Source organism: Fluctibacter halophilus (assembly GCF_020687825.1).
In the GTDB taxonomy this organism is placed as follows: domain Bacteria; phylum Pseudomonadota; class Gammaproteobacteria; order Enterobacterales; family Alteromonadaceae; genus Fluctibacter; species Fluctibacter halophilus.
On sequence record NZ_JAJEWP010000002.1, the window covers coordinates 320,583 to 338,257 of the forward strand.

Annotated in this window: 19 protein-coding genes and 1 tRNA gene; 12 read left to right on the forward strand and 8 right to left on the reverse strand. The window is 51.8% G+C overall.

Annotated elements, in window-relative coordinates; all coding sequences use genetic code 11:
• Positions 1-61 precede the first annotated feature (61 nt).
• A complete protein-coding gene (locus tag LJ739_RS10165) occupies positions 62-1,321 on the forward strand; it encodes a serine hydrolase domain-containing protein (RefSeq protein WP_229160117.1) in 1,260 nt (419 codons plus the stop codon).
• 10 nt (positions 1,322-1,331) lie between these two features.
• Here the strand turns inward: LJ739_RS10165 and LJ739_RS10170 are convergent, their stop codons facing one another.
• Together LJ739_RS10170 and LJ739_RS10175 are read right to left on the reverse strand one after the other, a co-directional pair.
• The gene (locus LJ739_RS10170; RefSeq protein ID WP_229160118.1) at positions 1,332-2,045 is read right to left on the reverse strand and encodes a hypothetical protein; all 714 of its coding nucleotides are present in this window, start codon (positions 2,043-2,045) and stop codon (positions 1,332-1,334) included.
• Between the two features lie 74 nt (positions 2,046-2,119).
• Complete coding sequence (locus LJ739_RS10175) at positions 2,120-2,887, reverse strand: SDR family oxidoreductase (RefSeq protein WP_229160121.1); 768 nt, start codon at positions 2,885-2,887, stop codon at positions 2,120-2,122.
• 99 nt (positions 2,888-2,986) lie between these two features.
• Here LJ739_RS10175 and LJ739_RS10180 point away from each other — a divergent pair, with 99 nt between their 5' ends.
• Positions 2,987-3,649, forward strand: coding sequence for a hypothetical protein (locus LJ739_RS10180; protein ID WP_229160123.1), 663 nt, complete (start codon positions 2,987-2,989; stop codon positions 3,647-3,649).
• Positions 3,650-3,715: 66 nt separating this feature from the next.
• Here LJ739_RS10180 and LJ739_RS10185 read toward each other — a convergent pair whose 3' ends face one another.
• The 6 genes from LJ739_RS10185 to LJ739_RS10210 form a co-directional block, all read right to left on the reverse strand.
• A complete protein-coding gene (locus tag LJ739_RS10185) occupies positions 3,716-4,144 on the reverse strand; it encodes a hypothetical protein (RefSeq protein ID WP_229160125.1) in 429 nt (142 codons plus the stop codon).
• Positions 4,145-4,317: 173 nt separating this feature from the next.
• Complete coding sequence (locus LJ739_RS10190; RefSeq protein WP_229160127.1) at positions 4,318-4,482, reverse strand: hypothetical protein; 165 nt, start codon at positions 4,480-4,482, stop codon at positions 4,318-4,320.
• A gap of 133 nt (positions 4,483-4,615) precedes the next feature.
• Positions 4,616-4,825 (reverse strand): transcription antiterminator/RNA stability regulator CspE, encoded by a 210-nt coding sequence (gene cspE / locus LJ739_RS10195; protein ID WP_229160129.1) that lies wholly within the window; start codon positions 4,823-4,825, stop codon positions 4,616-4,618.
• A 326-nt stretch (positions 4,826-5,151) separates the two neighbouring features.
• Positions 5,152-6,534: a hypothetical protein gene (locus LJ739_RS10200; RefSeq protein WP_229160132.1), complete on the reverse strand. Its 1,383-nt coding sequence runs from the start codon at positions 6,532-6,534 to the stop codon at positions 5,152-5,154.
• Positions 6,535-7,388: 854 nt separating this feature from the next.
• Positions 7,389-7,465, reverse strand: a tRNA-Ile gene (locus tag LJ739_RS10205).
• Between the two features lie 120 nt (positions 7,466-7,585).
• Entirely contained in the window at positions 7,586-8,980 is a 1,395-nt protein-coding gene (locus tag LJ739_RS10210; RefSeq protein ID WP_229160134.1) for a DUF945 family protein, read from the reverse strand.
• Between the two features lie 249 nt (positions 8,981-9,229).
• Here LJ739_RS10210 and LJ739_RS10215 point away from each other — a divergent pair, with 249 nt between their 5' ends.
• The 10 genes from LJ739_RS10215 to LJ739_RS10260 all read left to right on the forward strand — a co-directional run bounded on the left by LJ739_RS10215 (position 9,230) and on the right by LJ739_RS10260 (position 17,666).
• A complete protein-coding gene (locus LJ739_RS10215) occupies positions 9,230-9,559 on the forward strand; it encodes a hypothetical protein (RefSeq protein ID WP_229160136.1) in 330 nt (109 codons plus the stop codon).
• Positions 9,560-9,933: 374 nt separating this feature from the next.
• Entirely contained in the window at positions 9,934-10,251 is a 318-nt protein-coding gene (locus tag LJ739_RS10220; RefSeq protein WP_229160138.1) for a DUF3718 domain-containing protein, read from the forward strand.
• 555 nt (positions 10,252-10,806) lie between these two features.
• Positions 10,807-11,631 carry a LytR/AlgR family response regulator transcription factor gene (locus tag LJ739_RS10225; protein WP_229160140.1) on the forward strand — a complete coding sequence of 275 codons (825 nt, stop codon included), beginning with the start codon at positions 10,807-10,809 and terminating at the stop codon, positions 11,629-11,631.
• Positions 11,632-11,689: 58 nt separating this feature from the next.
• Positions 11,690-12,055 (forward strand): CidA/LrgA family protein, encoded by a 366-nt coding sequence (locus LJ739_RS10230; protein ID WP_229160142.1) that lies wholly within the window; start codon positions 11,690-11,692, stop codon positions 12,053-12,055.
• Complete coding sequence (locus tag LJ739_RS10235; RefSeq protein WP_229160144.1) at positions 12,055-12,738, forward strand: LrgB family protein; 684 nt, start codon at positions 12,055-12,057, stop codon at positions 12,736-12,738. Before LJ739_RS10230 ends, LJ739_RS10235 begins: the two co-directional genes overlap by 1 nt.
• 210 nt (positions 12,739-12,948) lie before the next feature.
• Positions 12,949-13,944, forward strand: a complete 996-nt coding sequence (locus LJ739_RS10240; protein ID WP_229160147.1) for a response regulator — start codon at positions 12,949-12,951, stop codon at positions 13,942-13,944.
• 24 nt (positions 13,945-13,968) lie between these two features.
• Positions 13,969-14,451, forward strand: coding sequence for a PAS domain-containing protein (locus tag LJ739_RS10245; protein WP_267494317.1), 483 nt, complete (start codon positions 13,969-13,971; stop codon positions 14,449-14,451).
• 53 nt (positions 14,452-14,504) lie between these two features.
• Positions 14,505-16,196, forward strand: a complete 1,692-nt coding sequence (locus LJ739_RS10250) for an Lcl C-terminal domain-containing protein (RefSeq protein WP_229160151.1) — start codon at positions 14,505-14,507, stop codon at positions 16,194-16,196.
• Entirely contained in the window at positions 16,193-16,723 is a 531-nt protein-coding gene (locus LJ739_RS10255) for an Lcl C-terminal domain-containing protein (protein ID WP_229160153.1), read from the forward strand. Before LJ739_RS10250 ends, LJ739_RS10255 begins: the two co-directional genes overlap by 4 nt.
• A gap of 136 nt (positions 16,724-16,859) precedes the next feature.
• Entirely contained in the window at positions 16,860-17,666 is an 807-nt protein-coding gene (locus tag LJ739_RS10260) for a YggN family protein (protein ID WP_229160157.1), read from the forward strand.
• Positions 17,667-17,675: the final 9 nt, after the last annotated feature.

Sequence of the window (17,675 nt, forward strand, 5' to 3'; positions counted from 1 at the left end):
GACCTTCACAGCAGTCGTGACGTAGTGTCTGCCTCTCATTATTTGTTGTTAAGAGAGTGCTATGCGTCACGTTATGTTATTCATTGCGATCCTGCTGGTGGTCGCTACAGTCAGCTACGGCTGGCCGGTATATCAATTTTTTGCCCACCGGGATGCGGTGCCCATGCTTCCCTGGGGCTGGCAAACCATCCCCGACAATCCACCTGAATTCAATCAGGTATTCGAACCTTCGTTGGAGACGGCGGGCAGCAATGCCGTTCAGGCGCTGCAACAACACCGGGCGCGGATCAACAGTCCCGGTATTTCAGCGGCTGTGGCCATTGAGGGAAGTGTTGTATGGCGTGGCGGCGCCGGTTGGGCCGATATTGAAGAAGGTCGGGCGGTGTCAGGAAATACACAGTTTCGCATCGGCAGCACGTCCAAAGCCCTGACCTCGACGCTGTTGGCGCGGATGGTGGATGGCGGTGATCTGACCCTGGATGAGCCGCTATCGTCACTGATGGACGTGGTACCTAACCCAGCCTGGCAAGCAATCACACCGCGACAGCTGGCTTCACACATGGCGGGTTTGCCTCACTATGGGGAGAGTACCGAGAGGTATGGGGTGTACAAATTTATGGCCCTGGACACCCGCTATGAAAACGTCAACGAGGCAGTAACTTTGTTTGACGATAGCGAGGTGTTGTTTGAACCGGGAGAGGATTTTAGTTACTCGAGTCTTGGCACCGTTTTGCTAAGCGCGGCAATGCAATCGGCAGGTGGGAAACCTTTTCAGGACGCGATGCATGAGCGCGTGCTGGCACCGCTGGGGATGGACAGTACGGGGCCGGAACCGCCAATGGGCAAGGCAAGCCCGCAACAGGCAACATTTTACTGGCGCAATGATGAATCCCTTCCTTGTGTAAGGCCCTGGCGGCCAGTGGATCTGAGCCACCGGCTGGCCGGTGGTGGGTTCGTGTCCACGCCATCCGATCTGGTTAAGTTGGGGATGGGGTTTGCGGATGACCACTTTATACCGGCCGATGTACGGGAAATGTTCTGGACGCCCCAACACCTCAACAATGGTGAAGTTAACGAGCAGTACTACGCGATTGGTTGGCGAGTGTTGAAAATAGACTTTGGCGAAGGTATCGGTGAATTGTTGGTGGCCAACCACGGCGGTGTATCCCGTGGTTCACAGAGCTGGCTGATGGTGATCCCGGCCTACAACATGGCAGTGGCGGTGAACATTAACGCCAATACCGAGGTGTTCTGGGATTTTGGACAAGCCAGTGTGGCAGTGGCTCGCCCGTTCATTTTACAGCGGCAACAGGTCATGTAATAACAACCGACTAGGGTTCGGCGCTGGTCGCTGGCGGTGTTCGGCCGCTCGCCGCCAGCAGTTGCTGAGACAGTTTTTCAGCGTGCTGAAGCAATTTTTCAACATACCGTTGACGGTTGCTGGTTTCATTCACGGCAAATAGCATCATGTTGATGAACAGCGGGGTGTCCATCAGTTCCCGATCGGCCACCCGGTTGTTGAGTAAATCGATGCTGCGGATCCACAAGGGAATAAACTCATCATCCAGACCCTGGATATAGTTCTGTTGCAAGTTGTCCAATTCGCGGTAGCGGGCGTGCAACTTAAGGAGATCTCTTTTGAGGGTTTCGTTGCGCAGCAATTTAAAGTCGCCACTTTCCCGCATGGACAGCAAGGTGAAATCTTGCGGGGTAAAGAAATGGTAGTTGTTGGCCATGTCGGCAGCGGCGAGTAAAACCTCCTCATCCTCGCGATTGGCCAGATCAAAATCCGCCCGGGTCAGGATTTCGATGCGACTCATCATGTATTGTAATTTATCTTCCAACAGCCCGTTGAGGCGTGCCAGCATTTCCGCATCCTGCTGCAAATCCACACTCAGGCGATACAGGTAGTCCCGCCGTTTGTCATCGTTTTCCCAGCTCTGGACGGTGTTTTCCATCCACAGAGCGAGGTAGATACCCAATACCAACAGGATTAAGTCCTTCCAGTTGGAGGCAAGAGCGGTCAGAAAGGCCCGTAGCTTCATCGTGAGATCCGTGTTTTTTCTTCCACCTTAATCACAAATGTACCTGTTGCCAACTGTTACGCACCGGATGGTGGTTATGGCAGACCGCCTGCCACATCAAGCAATTCGCCGTTAATAAAGGCTGCCTTGTCGCTGAGTAACCAGACGATGGCATTGGCCACGTCTTGCGGTGTGCCGCCACGCTGCAGCGGAATGGTGGGCGCAACGCGAGCCACGCGTCCCGGCTCGCCACCATCGGCATGCATATCGGTATCGATGTACGCGGGCCTGACCCCATTGACCCGGATCCCCTGAGCGGCGACCTCTTTGGCGAGGCCCTTGGTCAGGGTATCGACCGCGCCTTTTGAGGCAGCATAGTCGATATACTCGTTGGGTGCGCCGGTACGCGCTGCCAGCGATGAGACATTCACGATACTGCCACCGCTGTGCCCAAATCGGGTCGACATGTGTCGGACAGCTTGTTGGCAACAGTAAAAAGTACCCATCAGATTGGTCTGTACAGTATTGGCGAGGCGCTCGGCAGTGATACCGAGCATGTCCGTTTGGGTAGATAAGACGGCTGCGTTATTGACCACCGCCGTTATCGGACCCAGCGATTCTGAGGCGGTTGTAAACAGAGCGGCTACGTCGCTTTGCACACCAATATCACCTTTTACGGCAATGCAGTGTCCGTTGTTGTCACGGATGGCCGCTATGGTCTTTTGCGCCGCTGCATCATTGTTGCGGTAGTGGATGCACACGGCGTAGCCTGCATCGGCCAGCGCGATGGCAGTCGCAGCACCAATGCCCCGACTTCCCCCGGTGACCACCGCCACAGGTTGCTGTTTGTGTTTGCGAATCATTATATTGTCGACATAAATAATGGTTATTCAGCAATTAAAGCCGATATTTGACAATAACTCTAGTATATTGTCGACAAAATATAATTCAGGAACGACGTTATGTGGACGCATGGACTTGGTATGGTGAATGCCGCTTTGGTGATTTTCAGTGTGATGGGGATATTTTTGCAACTGCGTACCGTGTGGTTGCGGCGGGCTACAGGGGAAGTGCAGGCGACCCATTTGCTGTCAAACAACCAGTTTCTGGTCAGTTTTCTGGCCTATTGCAGCTTTTTTATTTACGGGATGGCTACCGTGCCATTTAACCACTTCCTCGTCTGGCCGCGTCTGATGGCGGCATTGTTGATGTGGTTGATCCTGATTGAAATCTGGCGGGACCGGCGTTCAGCCCTGGCGTTGGGTTGTGCTGCCGGGGCAGGGGCGCTGCTGCTGGCAGGTATCGCATTTGGTCTGTTCGGATCCAACTATCAGGATGAGGGCAAAACCCTGATGACTGCCTTATTGGTCGTGGTGACTGTTATTCTCGCTCAGGGCTATGCGCACCAGATACTGACCGTGATCCGTGCCGGGGACACCGGGGCGCTGGATAAACGCATGAGCCTGTACATTCTGATCATGGATGTATCTACCCTGGCTTTTGCCGCGTCGCTGGGCATGGCACAAGGCTGGCCATTGATGTTATTGGCCACCGTCAGTGGTATCACTAAGGTGATCATTTTGTATTTATTTTGGTGGGTTAGGGCGGGTAAGTTGACAGTTTAATACTATCGAAGTATGCAATTGTCAGGTAAGAAAATAAAGGTGTCATATGACACCTTTATGAATGAATCAGTTGGATTTTTTAATTCCTGGGTTACACAATACCCACTCATAGGGGCCACTTATCACGTGTGTGACGTGCGGATACAACTCATAGTCCTGACCGGCTTCAATCACCGTGGAAAAGATTGCATCGGGACCACCTGAACCGCTAGGAACGGTTGCGCTTTGTGAAACCCGGCAGGTTAATTTCAGCAGATGTTGGCCTGAAGAAAGGCTGCGAAACTCTTGCACACTGGCGTTGGCGTAGAATTGGTCATAACCTGAAACGTCTACGTCGTCAATCTGAGCCACATCTACTTGTACGAAAATGTCGGATCCATTGCCGGGATGGGTCATGACCTGGTGAAAGCTTTCGATGGTAGAAGTGCTGGCCAAGGCAGCAGAAGAAGCGAAAACTAGACTGGCTGCGGCAAGTGTGGATTTAAAATTGTTCATCATAGTCCTTAATGATAAGAGAATAAAAATGCACATTGTGTGCAAAAAGGACGATAAAGGCTGGTTATTAAAAGGTCAAATTAATTTTCTCTGATCATTTCATATCGACAATAAAGATGATGACACTGTGAACAGTGTGCAAAGTTTTGATTGCACTCGTCTTGGCTTTAACTTCAGGACACCAGCCAGTGTAAAAATTTTACGCGCTGGGATGAGTTGTTCAAGGCAACCCGTTGCTGGCCTTTGTGGTCAGTAAAGACGACGGTGTTTTTATTCACAAACACGTCGCTGATTGGCGGCGCTTTGTGAAAGCGGGCACCATTGATGGTATAGGACATAATCATAAATTCTTATTTTTAGTGTTTCTAATAGCTTGGCGTCTGCTGCCAATGATTGGTCGAACGAAGAGATAGTCGCGTTGCGGGGAAATAAGGCCAGCAAAGCTTGCCGGCCGAATAGGGTCGTAACGTGTTAGCTAACAGCAACGTTCACAGCTTGAGGGCCTTTAGGGCCTTGCTCAATACCGAACGTAACCTGTTGGCCTTCACTGAGTGTACGGTAACCCTCAGACGCAATGGCGCGAAAATGTACAAAAACATCCTTGCCGCCGTCGTTTTGTGTAATGAAGCCAAAACCTTTGCCTTCATCAAACCATTTCACAGTACCTGTAGTGGTAGACATAAATAACTCCTGAATAATTAATAGATTGTTGCGACCCCAACGGCCGCTGCCAAAGTAGGACCAGACTAAAGCGAGTGACTTTAAATAAACTATTCAGGCTTGAAACGGATCGAATCGAACGGAGAATGGGTCAATGAAAGTAGAATCGAGATGGTGTAGCACTAAGTTAACGGCGACCACGGTAACACGTTTATGCATCCCTGTCTCAATTATGTTGATTTTTTATTCATTGGCCGTGGGAAGCACAGCTGTATGTGGGTTGGCGCGCGGTTGCTCAGTCAATTTCACAATGACCTTTGATGTAAGTGCCCAGCATGGATGATATGTCACAAGCCTATCATATGTGCGGCTGTTTGCGCGTCGACATCCAGAAATTGTTGTTTTGCACCAGACTGCATCATCGCTTCCAACAGTGTTTCGTAAGTACTGTCTTCCATCGCTATTCGCCCACTTCTCAGCGCTGTTCTGGTGCTATCTGATATTTTACTGTTTAAATAACCCCAACCAAAAACGGTTGCTGCGCCAATCATTGCAAACAACGTGCGCCGGCTGACTTTTGACTGCAGCAATTGCAGATCGTGCTTCTCATTCAGACGAGAGGGATCCTTGCTAAGCCCAGCGTAGGTTTCAGACAATAGTTTTTCTGCTGCGGCTCCGATGATATATCCGGAACCCAGTTCTAAGGCTGGCCTGACGACGCTATTTTCCAGTGGTGTTTTCTTAATGCCGTCTTTATAGAGGTCTTCTTCATATCGACGGCTTGCGGTTGACAAAGCATTTGCATCTATTTGATTGATTGGCTTGCTAATCATTTGCAGATAAGTATTGCGCGAGTGAAAGAGATTGGTTTTTGGATCTGAGATGGCTGCAAACAAGGTTTTCGCATTGGCTACCAAGTCGTCGATATTGACTGCCGGAGCTGGCAAAGAACGTCTTAATGGCTGCTTCTGAGGAGCGTCACCTGATGGTGTAGCAAAATCATGGGGCAGTGGGTCAAAGCCAGTTTCAACAGATATCGCAATATTATTTACATAGGCTGAGGCTGCAGCGCGAATGATCTGTCGCTCTCGATTGGCTTTAATCATCAAAAAATGCACGATATGCGGCTGGGCCGAATAGTAGTGCATCGCAGTTTTTTCCCAAGCTGCTCTTGCGGTCCACTGTTGACCATCATTCCCCGATCGGTAGCAACGTTCATATTCGTCTAAAAAAGTATGTGGTAATGCTAAGTTAATACCGTCCATGAGTCCGGCGATTTCATCGTTATCACACATTGAGCGCAAACGGTAATAGGTAAATTCGTCAATGATTTTGGACTGTGGATACGTTAAAAATGCGTTGCCATCGTAGTAGTTTTCAGTGTTTTCACACGCTTGCTGCAACAAGCGTAAGTAAGTGTTACCGGCCTGATTATCAGGTGGTGCAACATGTTTGACTTTGCGTCTGGCTTTCGCGTAATTCGCCATATCACCATTGCGGCTGATGACTTTAATGAGGCCATGCTTTATTGCCGGAAGATAAATGGGTGAGCTGTTTTCCGGATCCAGTGCTTCTGCAGATGCTAGTATAAAGCCTTCTTCAACCAACAACGGTTTGTGATTGAACAGCAGGTTCACCAAAACTGTTCTTTCGACTATGTTTGGTGGCTGGCTACGGCCGCCATTAGGGTATTGAATTGATTTATCATCAACAGATCCGAGGAACAGCATCCTTTCTCTCTCAATCAATAGAGTGGTCTAGAACGACCACTTTGCACTGATTCGCGAAGACAATTCAAGTGAGTTTGAAAGTTTTATTCCTTTCAATGGAACGGCAACGAGTGAGGGCGAAGTGCGGTGACCGAAGGTCATAAGCAGTGATAGGTAATCACTGCGTAAGCGAACGAGCGACGGGACAGGGTGAAGCTCGGTCGCGAAGCGGCGAGGGGTGACTTAACGTCACGCCAAGAGAGATGAACGCGAGGCCGTGGATGGCCGAGTTGGAAGGCCGTAGGGGTAAATTGCGTGTGCCTTCGGCACATGACGTGATTTGACATCACGTCTTAAGCAATTTACGGCGAGCCAGGAAGGCGAGACTGGAACCAGGTCACAGGGATGTGTGACACCTTGAAGTCAATGCGAACCGCCAGTTTGGGATTGCAAGATATTCATCTCACAAAGAAAAAAATGGTGGCCCCACCCTGACTTGAACAGGGGGCGAAGCGCGGTGACCGAAGGTCATAAGCAGTGATAGGTAATCACTGCTTAAGCGAATGAGCGACGCGACAGGACGTCGCGGCTGGAAGGCCGCAGGGATGCAGCTACAATTGCCAATGCGAAGCGCCAGTTTGGGATCGCAAGATATTCATCTCACAAAGAAAAAAATGGTGGCCCCACCCTGACTTGAACAGGGGGTAAATTGCGTGTGCCTTCGGCACATGACGTGATTTAACATCACGTCTTAAGCAATTTACGGCGAGCCAGGAAGGCGAGACTGGAACCAGGTCACAGGGATGTGTGATACCTTGAAGTCAATGCGAATCGCTGCTTTGGGATTGCAAGATATTCATCTCACAAAGAAAAAATGGTGGCCCCACCCTGACTTGAACAGGGGACCTGCCGATTATGAGTCGGATGCTCTAACCAACTGAGCTATAGGGCCATGTGCAGAAATGCTGCCGGCGAACGCCACACGTTCGTGTGGCTGCCAAGCGCTGCGCAGTATAAGCAGTTTTATTGCCCTTGTCACCCGTTGCCGAGCCACCAGATTACGACTGGCGATTTATTGTTCATCCGTTGGCGAGTCAGGCGATGGGGCGGGCAGGGGAATACGATTCCCGTTTAGAATCGCTTCACCATCCTGCAGGGAAAATTCGCTTTTGATGTTCTCTTCGTCCCGTTGCAGCAAGCCTTGCTGGACCAGGCCATCCAGCAACATCTGGGTGTTGTAGGCCAGCATACCTTCGTATTGGGCTTCACTGGGCTGCTCACTGTTCTTCATCGCCAGTGCCATCTGATGTTTCACATAGTGGCGAGCCAAAGCCCTGGCGACGGGTAAGCGTGTGGTGATTTGCGCATCAGCAACCAGGTGCTGATACCAGAAAGCGGCGATGTCTTGCTGTTGCGGCAGCGCGATGACGTCTTTGACTGTGGCACTGCCACTGGCGCTTAACTGACCCTCAGGCAGATTCATGGTCAAGGTCGGTATGGCCAGGGTCGGTGCCCGTTGCAACTGCTGCAATAGTGCCTCCCGCAGTGGCCCGTCAACCTGCATCGGTTGACTGTTGCCTACAAGCGCCGCATCTGCATTGCGCTGTTTGAGGGCGTCGAACAAGGCCTGCATCAGGTTCTTAACTGAAACCTGCAATGCCATATCGGTGATTTCATAACGGTCCAGGGTGACCCGGTCGGCGTTGATGTCCAGGGTCATGTCGATACGATCGCTGCTGATGTCAACATCGCCTCTGGTTGCGTACTGCAAGCCATCAATTTGCACGACAGGGTCCGCTTGCAGGTCAAATTTACCCAATTGCACAACGAACTCACCGGGAACCACGCCGCCGGTCAGCAGGCGGGGCATGTCACTGTCGAACCAGCCCGTCAGGTTCATATCCCGCAGCGCCAGTAAGGTCTCCTGCTGACGAAAATAGGTAACGTCCGAATGTCCTCGGTAGGTTGTTGTCTGCTGCTCGCTACGCCCGCTGCCCTGGTAGCCACTGAAAGCCAGGGTCGTATCATTGCTGTCATCCGAAAAGGTAAACGGCGCGAGGGTGTCTTGCCAGCTCAGGCTGCCGTCCAGCCGCTGGGTCAGGGTCAATGTATACAGCGCTGATTGCTTGTCCCACAACAAGGTGTCACGCAGTTGGTCGCCATCAACGGTGATTACTGCACGGCTCAGGGCAATATCGCTGTCACTTAATACCGGGCCATGCTGCAGGTCAACCTTTACTGGTACATGGAGGGGTTCTTCGCCAGACAGCGAAAACGTGACGTTGAACGTAAGATAGGAGTGGCGCCATTGCGCATCGACAGTGTCGATGACAGCGTGTAGCTGGGTTTGTTGTGATAGTGCGGTTACCCCCTGACCCAGAGCCAGGCGAGCCTGATATCCGGTAAGCAGTGGCGTAATGGCGATCGCCAGCACCACCAGAAACCCACCAATGAGAGCTTTTTTCACAGCGCTTCCTTTACCTGTACAGCAACACCATCCCACGAATGACGGGACTTTAATGTACCACGAACTGATCAAGTGACATATACTAACCGTTCAAAGACGCACAATCACCCTTTGTGGCAGTGTCAGCGTGCGCACGACAAGGGGAAGCAAGTAGGGAATTTGCAGGTGCAAGGTCATTAAAACTCTGTTATCTTCCTGAACATAATAAGAATTTTGCTAGTAAGGGCATTTGCCCATTCGGAGACGACAATGCAAGAGAAAGCCTTTCTGACCAGCGGTCGCAATACGCTTATTCATAAAATCAGAAAGTTGGATTTGTTGATCCTCAATGGGGAAGACAATCCCCCGGTACTGGTAACCCACAAAGGGTTGAAAGAGTATTCGGGTAAAATCCCTGATAATAAGCGCGAAGCCAAAATGATGGACATGGAGCTGGTGGATGTCACCCTGGGCGAAGTGTTCGGCGATGAAAAAACCTTGTTGTTTGTGCAAACCATGAACGGCAAAGAGTACAAAATCGATTACAGCAAGCAGGGTACGCCACTGTTTATCCGTTTGCACCAGGACAGTACCTTCTAACTGTTCAGACTGACATCAGGCGGGTCATCCCATCGCGCTGACCCGCACGTTCCACATTTGCCCTAATTGCCCCTTTTTTTGCTGCTCAATTGCGGCGCTACGACCTCATTTTTAACAACAAAACATCCCATTTCTGTTCTTCTTCGCTGAGTCTGCTCAGGTCAGGACGTAACAAAGTATGTCATTTTGTCGACCAAATCACCGCAATCCCGGTTTGTTTATCGCACTTTTCCGCCGTTGGTCGCTTGGTCGTATTTCACCGCGACAAAGCGAAACCGAGACAACTTTTGGGGGGGTAAACCCTATCTTACTCACTGAGCGGACACGGTGTTCGCATCGATGAAGATGATGAGATTCCAGTAAGGGGATAGGACATGAAAAAAGTAATCATAGCAATTGCAGCAACCTTGAGTTTAGGTACCAGTGCGATGGCGCAGGCAACCATGAAGTATGACGAATCAACCGAACAAAACCTGGTGAATATCTGTAAAGCACTGAAGAGCGGCAGCGTGCTGGACCTGAAGCGCGCGGTTAAACGGGCGCGTGTTAACTATCGTGCGGTGGCAGATGATTTAATGTGTAACGGCCAATCTGCCCATCAGTTCGCGGTTTCGAACAACGCCACCAAGACCGCCGACCTGTTGGCCAAGCGCGCCAACCTGGATGTCGATAACATGCTGGCGAAACGCTAAGTGGTTCGTTGTAATGAAAAAGGGGGCGCAAGCCCCTTTTTTGTTGCCTGTTGGCAAGTTTGACACGCTGCGTTTACCCCGACAAGATAGGCACTGCAGCACCGTAAGTCCCTCTTCGCACCTGAATGTGCACCGCTGCTCTATAGGTTAAGACCGTTTTTCTCAATCTCCTACCCACTGATCCCACCAGTGTGGGTTTTCGTCACATACGACTACTAACTGCCGGTATTTTGGCTAAACTTTGATTGTCGGAGTAGTGACCCGATGAATACATATTTAACAATGTGTATTGTTTCCTGGATTATGAGGCTGTCGGTCTGCAAAGGCTCAGCCTCTTTTTTTTGCGCCGCTGGCGCTCAATCAACCCTTCAACGAATCATCCGGTGATTTGGTCGCAGCGCTGCCTCGATAATCCGCTTAGCGGTCTAGTATGAAGCCCAGTGCAGGCTGTTACAGGTCCAATACTTTGTTACATCTTGTGGTTGAATTCCCCGCGTCAGGTGCTGCACTGTTAACAACGATATTTTCTGCTGCATAAAAGAGGACACTGGTGGTATGGAGCAAATAGCTGCAGTTGTGGTAGACGACGAAACGCTGGCCCGAGAGGGGTTGGTGAAACGTCTTGAGGAGCACGATGACATTACCATCGTTGCCCAGTGTCGGGATGGCAACGATGCGTTGAGTGTGTTGCGTGCCACCACGCCCGATGTCCTGTTTGTAGACATTGAAATGCCCGGACTCACCGGTCTGGAGCTGGTGACACAACTGCAACGTGAAAAGCGTCTCCCCACCCAAATCGTTTTTGTTACTGCGTATAAAGAATTTGCCTGCCAGGCGTTTGATTGCCAGGCGTTTGATTATTTGCTGAAACCCTTTTCCGAAGAGCGCCTGGCGGTGTGTTTGCTCAACCTGCGTCAGGCCAGACAGGTGATGTGCGCCAATCAACGGCAGCAGCAATTGGAATCCCTGCTGACCCGTAAAACGGGGCGGGGGGTAACCCACCTTATTCAGACCCTGGATCAGGTTGACAGGCTCGACCTGGCCGAGCTGCCCAATACCATTGCGCTGAAAAGTGGCAACGATTGGCTGCGGGTTCCCTTGTCATCCATCGACTGGATTGAGGCGGCTGGCGATTACATGTGCCTGCACACCGTAAAGGGCGACCACATTGTCCGTGTCACCCTCAAAGAGCTGGAACATCAGCTTGACCCTACCTTGTTTGCTCGGGTGAATCGCTCGGCGATAATCAACTTATCCCGCTTGGAGCGGTTGCGACCCAATTCGAACGGTGAATACCTGGCATTGCTGTCGACCGGTGATGAAGTCAAGGTCAGTCGCAAGTATAAGTTTCGCCTCGAAGAACTCAGAAAACCGGCATAGGGCTTGTAATCTAACACCAGCGGGTTAGCATCAAAGCCACTGTCTGCTGGAGGTCCCCATGCTGCATTGGTGCAAATCACTGTTGGCCATCGCGTTTATTTGTTTGCTCTATACCCTCTCGGTGTGGTGTGTGCAGCGTTGGCAACTGCCGCTACCGGCACCGTTGCTGGGGATGTTCATCCTGTTAGGACTGTTGGTGCTTTTTCCGTCCGTGGCCGCTCAGGTTCAGCTTGGCGGACAATGGCTGCTGCGGCACATGTCGGTGATGTTTGTGCCTGCCACACTGGGTGTGATCACCCTTTACGAAGGGTTACAAGCACATGTCTGGGCCATAGCACTGGTGTTGGTGGCCAGTACCATTGCCAGCCTGTGGATCACCAGCCTGATCGCCCAACGGGTGTTGCCCGATGAGGATGAGGGCTGATGACAATGCTGGGATTGGGGGGCTTAACCCTGGCCTGCTATGTGATGGCTTTATGGGTCTTTGCCCGGTGTCGCAACGCAGTGATCGTGCATCCGCTGGTAGTCACCAGTGTCCTGATCGGTGGATTTCTGCTGTGGACAGATATTCCGGTGGAACGCTATCAGCAGGACCTGGCCTGGCTGCACTGGCTATTGGGGCCTGCCACGGTTGCCTTGGCATTGCCGCTGTACAATCAACTGGCGCATTTGCGCAAGGATGGACGTCGGGTGTTAGTGCCCATCATTGCCGGCGGCACGATTGCACCGCTGCTGGCCGTTGCCGGACTGTGGATGTGTGACGTGGATGGCATTTATCTGCGTACCATGCTGACCAAGTCAATCACGACCCCGCTGGCGATGGAAACGGCCTTACAAGTGGGAGGCATTCCGGCGCTGGCCGCGGTGATTGTTATTCTGACCGGTATCGTTGGCGCACTGGCGGCGGGGTGGATTTTCCGCTTGTCGGGTGTCACCGGTGCCAAAGCTCAGGGGGCGGCGCTGGGCACGGTCGCCCATGCGGTGGGTACCGCCAGAGCACTTCAGTTAAGCGAAACGACCGGGGCTTATTCCACCCTGGCCTTGTGCCTGAATGGCATTCTTACCGCATTATTGTTACCGCTTTTGTTGTGGTTGCTGGGTTTTTAGCATTGTTGGGGTCAAGGTCAACCTCACTCAGCCGTTAAAGATCATAAGCGTTAAGTAAATCAACGGCTTGTTGTTCGTCAATTGGTCTAAATTGTTGCTTCTGACCTTGGTTATTAGCGGGATTGCTGCTATCTATTACACAAGTCGCTGGCGTTGTTTGTCAGTACTACGGACTGTTTTCAACCTTCGTTATGGAACGTACTCCCCTTTATGATTTCGGTGTTGATATGTGATGACTCACTGGTGGCGCGCAAGCAGGTAGCGAAGTGTTTGCCGCAAGACTGGGAAGTGGCTGTCCATTTTGCCAAGCATGGTCAGGAAGCGATTCAGGCCCTCGAAGATGGCAAAGGACAGATCATGTTTCTCGATCTCAATATGCCCTTCATGGATGGCTATCAGACCCTCAAAACCATCGGCATTAAGAAGCTACAGTCCGAGGTTATTGTCATCTCCGGTGATATTCAGCCCGAAGCCCAGGAGCGGGTCAAAAAGCTCGGCGCGATTGATTTCATTGAAAAGCCGGTTTCACCTGAGACCCTCAAAGAGGTGCTGATTAAGCACCAGTTGTTGGCGCCAGATGCGCCCGAAGACGTGACTGAAGAGCCCTCCCTCGATCCGGATATTCGAGATGTTTATCAGGAAATTACCAATATTGCGATGGGGCAGGCCGGTGACCATCTGGCGCGGATCCTGGGTGTGTTTGTACGACTACCGATCCCCAACGTCAACCTGATTGAAGTGTCTGAGATGCACATGATGCTGCAGGACATTCGGGACAAAGATACGGTGTCCGGCATTTGTCAGGGATTTCTTGGTCCAGGGGTCAGCGGTGAAGCATTGTTCATGCTCAGTGACTCCAGTTTTGGCGATGTGGCCAAGATCCTTAACATCGAGGAAGATGTTGATGATCAGATGCAGCTGGAAATGCTGATGGATGCGGCCAACATCCTGATAGGGACGTGTCTGCGTGGGCTCGCCAACCAGCTTGACCTGTATTTCAGTCAGGGCCATCCCGTCGTGCTTGGCCAGCACCGTAATGTTGAAGAGCTGATCTCCAGTAACAAAAACCGCTGGCGGCGAACGTTGGCCATTGAATTGAGTTATGGGCTGGAAGGCTACAATGTGCAGTGCGACCTGGTGTTGTTGTTTACCGAAGAGTCCATGAACGTGATGAACTACAAACTGTCCCATTTGCTGGAGGACTGAGCAGTGACTGAACATGATGACAGCATGGCGGAATTCCATTGGATGATGGACATGGTGCAAACCGTGGATGTCGGGATTGTTGTGTTGGACAGGGATTTTCGGGTAAAAGTCTGGAACGGCTTTATGGAAAGTCACAGTGGTATGCTACCCAGTCAAGTACAGGGTAAGACACTGTTTGAATTGTTTCCCGACATCAGTCGCAAATGGTTTGAACGCAAGGCGCGACCGGTGTTTGAATTAGGCACCCGGGCATTTATGACCTGGGAGCAGCGGCCTTACCTGTTCAAATTCCCCAACTACCGGCCCATCACCGGCAGTGAAGATTTCATGTACCAGAATCTGACCTTGTCAGCACTGACCAGTGCAGCCGGGAAGACCGATCATATCTGCATGATGTTGTATGACGTGACCGATGTCGCTGTACACAAGAAGCAGTTGGAGTCGCTGCAGGTAAGAATGAGCGAGCAGCAGGAGTCGTTGTCAGTTAAATCACGTAATCCGGTCTGATATTTGCATTCTCCATCCCAGTGACAAATTTCCAACACAGGATAGAACATCCCATGCCTACAATTCGCCTTCCGGGGCTGCTGATACTGCTGGCAGCACTGTTGTCCGGATGCTCTGGCGGTTCGCTGGACAGTGATTCCGATGATCAGAACCGAACCGTACTGGTGACCGCCGGTGCCAATCGCTCGGTGTCAGAAGGGGCCAATGTGACCCTGACCGGTGAGGCCAGCGGCGAAGCGACGCCGTTTACTTACAGCTGGTCGGTGGTACCGGCTTTGACCATCGAGCAGGCTGACACCAGTGTGCCTGAGGTGACATTTACCGCACCGACAACCATCGAGCCGTTGGAATACACCTTTACCCTGTTAGTGACAGACGCGAACGGCAACCAAGGCAGTGATTCGGTGATCATTACTGTAGAGCCAGTCAATGAATTGCCGCGGGCCGTGATCACCGTACGTTCGCCGGACCCGGTTCCATCGCCTCTACCCGCAGGGATAGATGTGGTGCTGTCTGGCGAGCAAAGTGTGGATATCGATGCACCGGCCACCGGCGCCGCAATTGCACAGTGGCAATGGGCGCAGACGGAAGGACCATCGGTATTGCAGAATGTCAGCCTCAATGGTGACAGTGTGGCATTTACCACGCCCCTACGGGACGATGCGTCACAACTGGGCTTTTCACTGACCGTGACCGATCAGGAAGGTGGCAGTCACACAGCCAGTATTCTGCTGTCGGTACTCAGCCAGGCGGATACTGTCCCTACGGTAGATGCAGGCACAGACCACACTGTGTATCCGGGCGAGTTGATCGCTTTGGTCGGGGACGCCAATTCAACGGTGCCGGCGGCAACACCGCTGGCTTATCGCTGGCTCAATGATTCCACCCTTGAACCGACCATTGCCGACAGTACCGCACTGAAAACCTACGCAATTGCGCCGATGGTGAGCAGTAGCCAGGTGATCAGTTTTAGTCTCGCGGTAACTGATCGGTTCGGCAATGTGGTCGAAGATGCCGTCGCGATCACCGTAAAGCCAATGCCTTTAAGTCCGATGAACGACACCGGAGTGGCGGCTCAGGCGTCATTGACTCAGGTAGCAACCACCTATCAATCAGCCTTCCTAGGACAAGATGGTCAGCGCGGTCGTGATGTGATCGCTGCCAATGGTGTTTTGGAAAAAGCTGGGCAGGGCAGTCAGGGCTTTGATTTTACCCGTCTCGATGTGCTCGGTGATGAAATTGATGACAGTGCTACCAGCTGGGCGTGTGTGCGCGACAATGTTTCAGGTCTGGTGTGGGAAGTAAAGGATACCAGTACATCACTACACGGACGGGACCACACCTATTCATGGTATCACACCACCAATAATGGCGGTGACCAAGGCGATACAAATGGGGCGGGAACGTCTTGTTCATTGGCCTCCTGTAATACCACCGCCTTTATTGCCGCAGTGAACGCCCAAGGCTTGTGTAATTTTTATGACTGGCGATTACCAACCCATAATGAACTGATGTCTATTGCCCATTTCGGCAAGACCAGTGGTGTGCTGCTGGATACGGATTACTTTCCTAACTCGACTGGCGGTGGCGCTGATCCCTTGTGGTACTGGACGAGGATCCCCAGCGCCGACGGGGTTCAGGAGGATGCGCAGAATGCCTGGGCGATAGACTTTTTGTCCGGTAACGACAACTTTCTTAATAAATCTACACCGGTTCGTGTCCGGCTGGTACGGGGGGGACGATGATGAATGTATTTCGCTGGTTAAGCATGAGCTTGCTGTTGCTCAGTGCCACAGTCAACGGCCAGACCTGTGTGGATGGGATCGATTCAACCACCCCTGAAGATCTATGGGTGGACAACGGTGATGGTACCGTCAGCGATCTGGCCACCGGCCTGATGTGGCGTCAATGCAGCGTAGGACAAACATGGTCTAACGGCAGTTGCCTTGGCGATCCTGAAGGCCTGAACTGGCAGGAGGCGCTTGCGTATGCGCATGGCAACCAATTCGCCGGATACAGCGACTGGCGTTTACCTAATCTGAAAGAACTGTCTTCCCTGACTGAACGGGCCTGTGTGCGTCCGGCAATCAACGAGGACCTTTTTCCGTCCACGCCATCTGATGATTACTGGAGTGCCACACCGTCGGTACGGTCAGCCTCTCAAGCCTGGGTGGTGGCGTTTTTCAACTCCAGCAACGCACTGAAAGAGAAACAGCGTTTTGTGTTTGCCCGTCTGGTACGCCAGATTGACCCAGCCGTCGCCCAGCGCTGATGGAATTGTGGTCAATTACCCTGAATTTTGCCCGCCTTGTCGGATTAACCCTTTTCAGGTGCACGAACAGACGCCACAATAGAGGCAGATAAACGCAGTTTCAGACGCGCCAACGTGTGCGTTGAATGGAAGGACGATGATGTTCAGAGGCCTGTTGGCCATTGTTACGTTGCTGATGTGCAGTAGCGTGCGAGGCGATTTACAATGTGACGTTGATTTGCAGTATGGGATCGTAGTGAACGAGCGCCATATTCGAATCATGCAAGAGAGTCGCACCGTTTACCAGATCAACGGCACCGATCAGTTAATCGTTGAGGGCAACTGGTTGCCCCTTGAAGGCCAGCAACAGCGTGATCTGGAGCGCTTAGCAGAGGGCCTGCATTATGTGGTGCCTAAAATGATCCTGTTGGCCACTGAAGGGGTCGAACTGGCCGTGGATACTGTAGAACATGTGTATCAGGGGCTGGTGGGGCAGGATCATAACAGCTACGAGAAGCTCACCGCCTCGTTGCGCAAAGTCAAAGGCCGTATTCGCGAAAAATTTATTCAGTCGAACGACAATTTTTACATGGGGCCAGGCAGCCTTGAAAACGTGGATGATCTGGTCGACCGCGAATTAGAAGAGCAATTGGAACAAGCCATCAGCACCTCTGTCGGTGGCGTACTGACGGCCATTGGCGGATTGAATGCCGGCGGCGATGAAAACACCGAACAACGGATTGAAAACCTGTCGAGACGGATTGAAATCATGGAGCAGGAAATTGAGCGTAAAGTGAATCCGCGCGCCAATTCGCTGCGTCAGAAAGCCCGCTGGTTCTGCAATAAAATGCACTTGCTTGATGAAATTGAAGATAACCTCAGGAATGAAGTGCCGGCGTTAAAAAAATACAACGTCATCCTGACCCGGGCTACCGCACAACCACAGGGTGATCAAAACCCCTGAAGCATCCCG

Excerpts from the sequence above, each read along its gene's own strand:
- LJ739_RS10200 (WP_229160132.1), bottom strand. The coding sequence starts at position 6,534 with ATGCTGTTCCTCGGATCTGTTGATGATAAATCAATTCAATACCCTAAT.
- LJ739_RS10250 (WP_229160151.1), top strand. The coding sequence starts at position 14,505 with ATGCCTACAATTCGCCTTCCGGGGCTGCTGATACTGCTGGCAGCACTG.
- LJ739_RS10235 (WP_229160144.1), top strand. The coding sequence starts at position 12,055 with ATGACAATGCTGGGATTGGGGGGCTTAACCCTGGCCTGCTATGTGATG.
- LJ739_RS10220 (WP_229160138.1), top strand. The coding sequence starts at position 9,934 with ATGAAAAAAGTAATCATAGCAATTGCAGCAACCTTGAGTTTAGGTACC.
- LJ739_RS10225 (WP_229160140.1), top strand. The coding sequence starts at position 10,807 with ATGGAGCAAATAGCTGCAGTTGTGGTAGACGACGAAACGCTGGCCCGA.
- LJ739_RS10180 (WP_229160123.1), top strand. The coding sequence starts at position 2,987 with ATGTGGACGCATGGACTTGGTATGGTGAATGCCGCTTTGGTGATTTTC.
- LJ739_RS10240 (WP_229160147.1), top strand. The coding sequence starts at position 12,949 with ATGATTTCGGTGTTGATATGTGATGACTCACTGGTGGCGCGCAAGCAG.
- LJ739_RS10165 (WP_229160117.1), top strand. The coding sequence starts at position 62 with ATGCGTCACGTTATGTTATTCATTGCGATCCTGCTGGTGGTCGCTACA.
- LJ739_RS10170 (WP_229160118.1), bottom strand. The coding sequence starts at position 2,045 with ATGAAGCTACGGGCCTTTCTGACCGCTCTTGCCTCCAACTGGAAGGAC.
- LJ739_RS10190 (WP_229160127.1), bottom strand. The coding sequence starts at position 4,482 with ATGTCCTATACCATCAATGGTGCCCGCTTTCACAAAGCGCCGCCAATC.
- LJ739_RS10255 (WP_229160153.1), top strand. The coding sequence starts at position 16,193 with ATGATGAATGTATTTCGCTGGTTAAGCATGAGCTTGCTGTTGCTCAGT.
- LJ739_RS10215 (WP_229160136.1), top strand. The coding sequence starts at position 9,230 with ATGCAAGAGAAAGCCTTTCTGACCAGCGGTCGCAATACGCTTATTCAT.
- LJ739_RS10175 (WP_229160121.1), bottom strand. The coding sequence starts at position 2,887 with ATGATTCGCAAACACAAACAGCAACCTGTGGCGGTGGTCACCGGGGGA.
- LJ739_RS10230 (WP_229160142.1), top strand. The coding sequence starts at position 11,690 with ATGCTGCATTGGTGCAAATCACTGTTGGCCATCGCGTTTATTTGTTTG.
- LJ739_RS10245 (WP_267494317.1), top strand. The coding sequence starts at position 13,969 with ATGGCGGAATTCCATTGGATGATGGACATGGTGCAAACCGTGGATGTC.
- LJ739_RS10260 (WP_229160157.1), top strand. The coding sequence starts at position 16,860 with ATGATGTTCAGAGGCCTGTTGGCCATTGTTACGTTGCTGATGTGCAGT.
- LJ739_RS10185 (WP_229160125.1), bottom strand. The coding sequence starts at position 4,144 with ATGAACAATTTTAAATCCACACTTGCCGCAGCCAGTCTAGTTTTCGCT.
- cspE (WP_229160129.1), bottom strand. The coding sequence starts at position 4,825 with ATGTCTACCACTACAGGTACTGTGAAATGGTTTGATGAAGGCAAAGGT.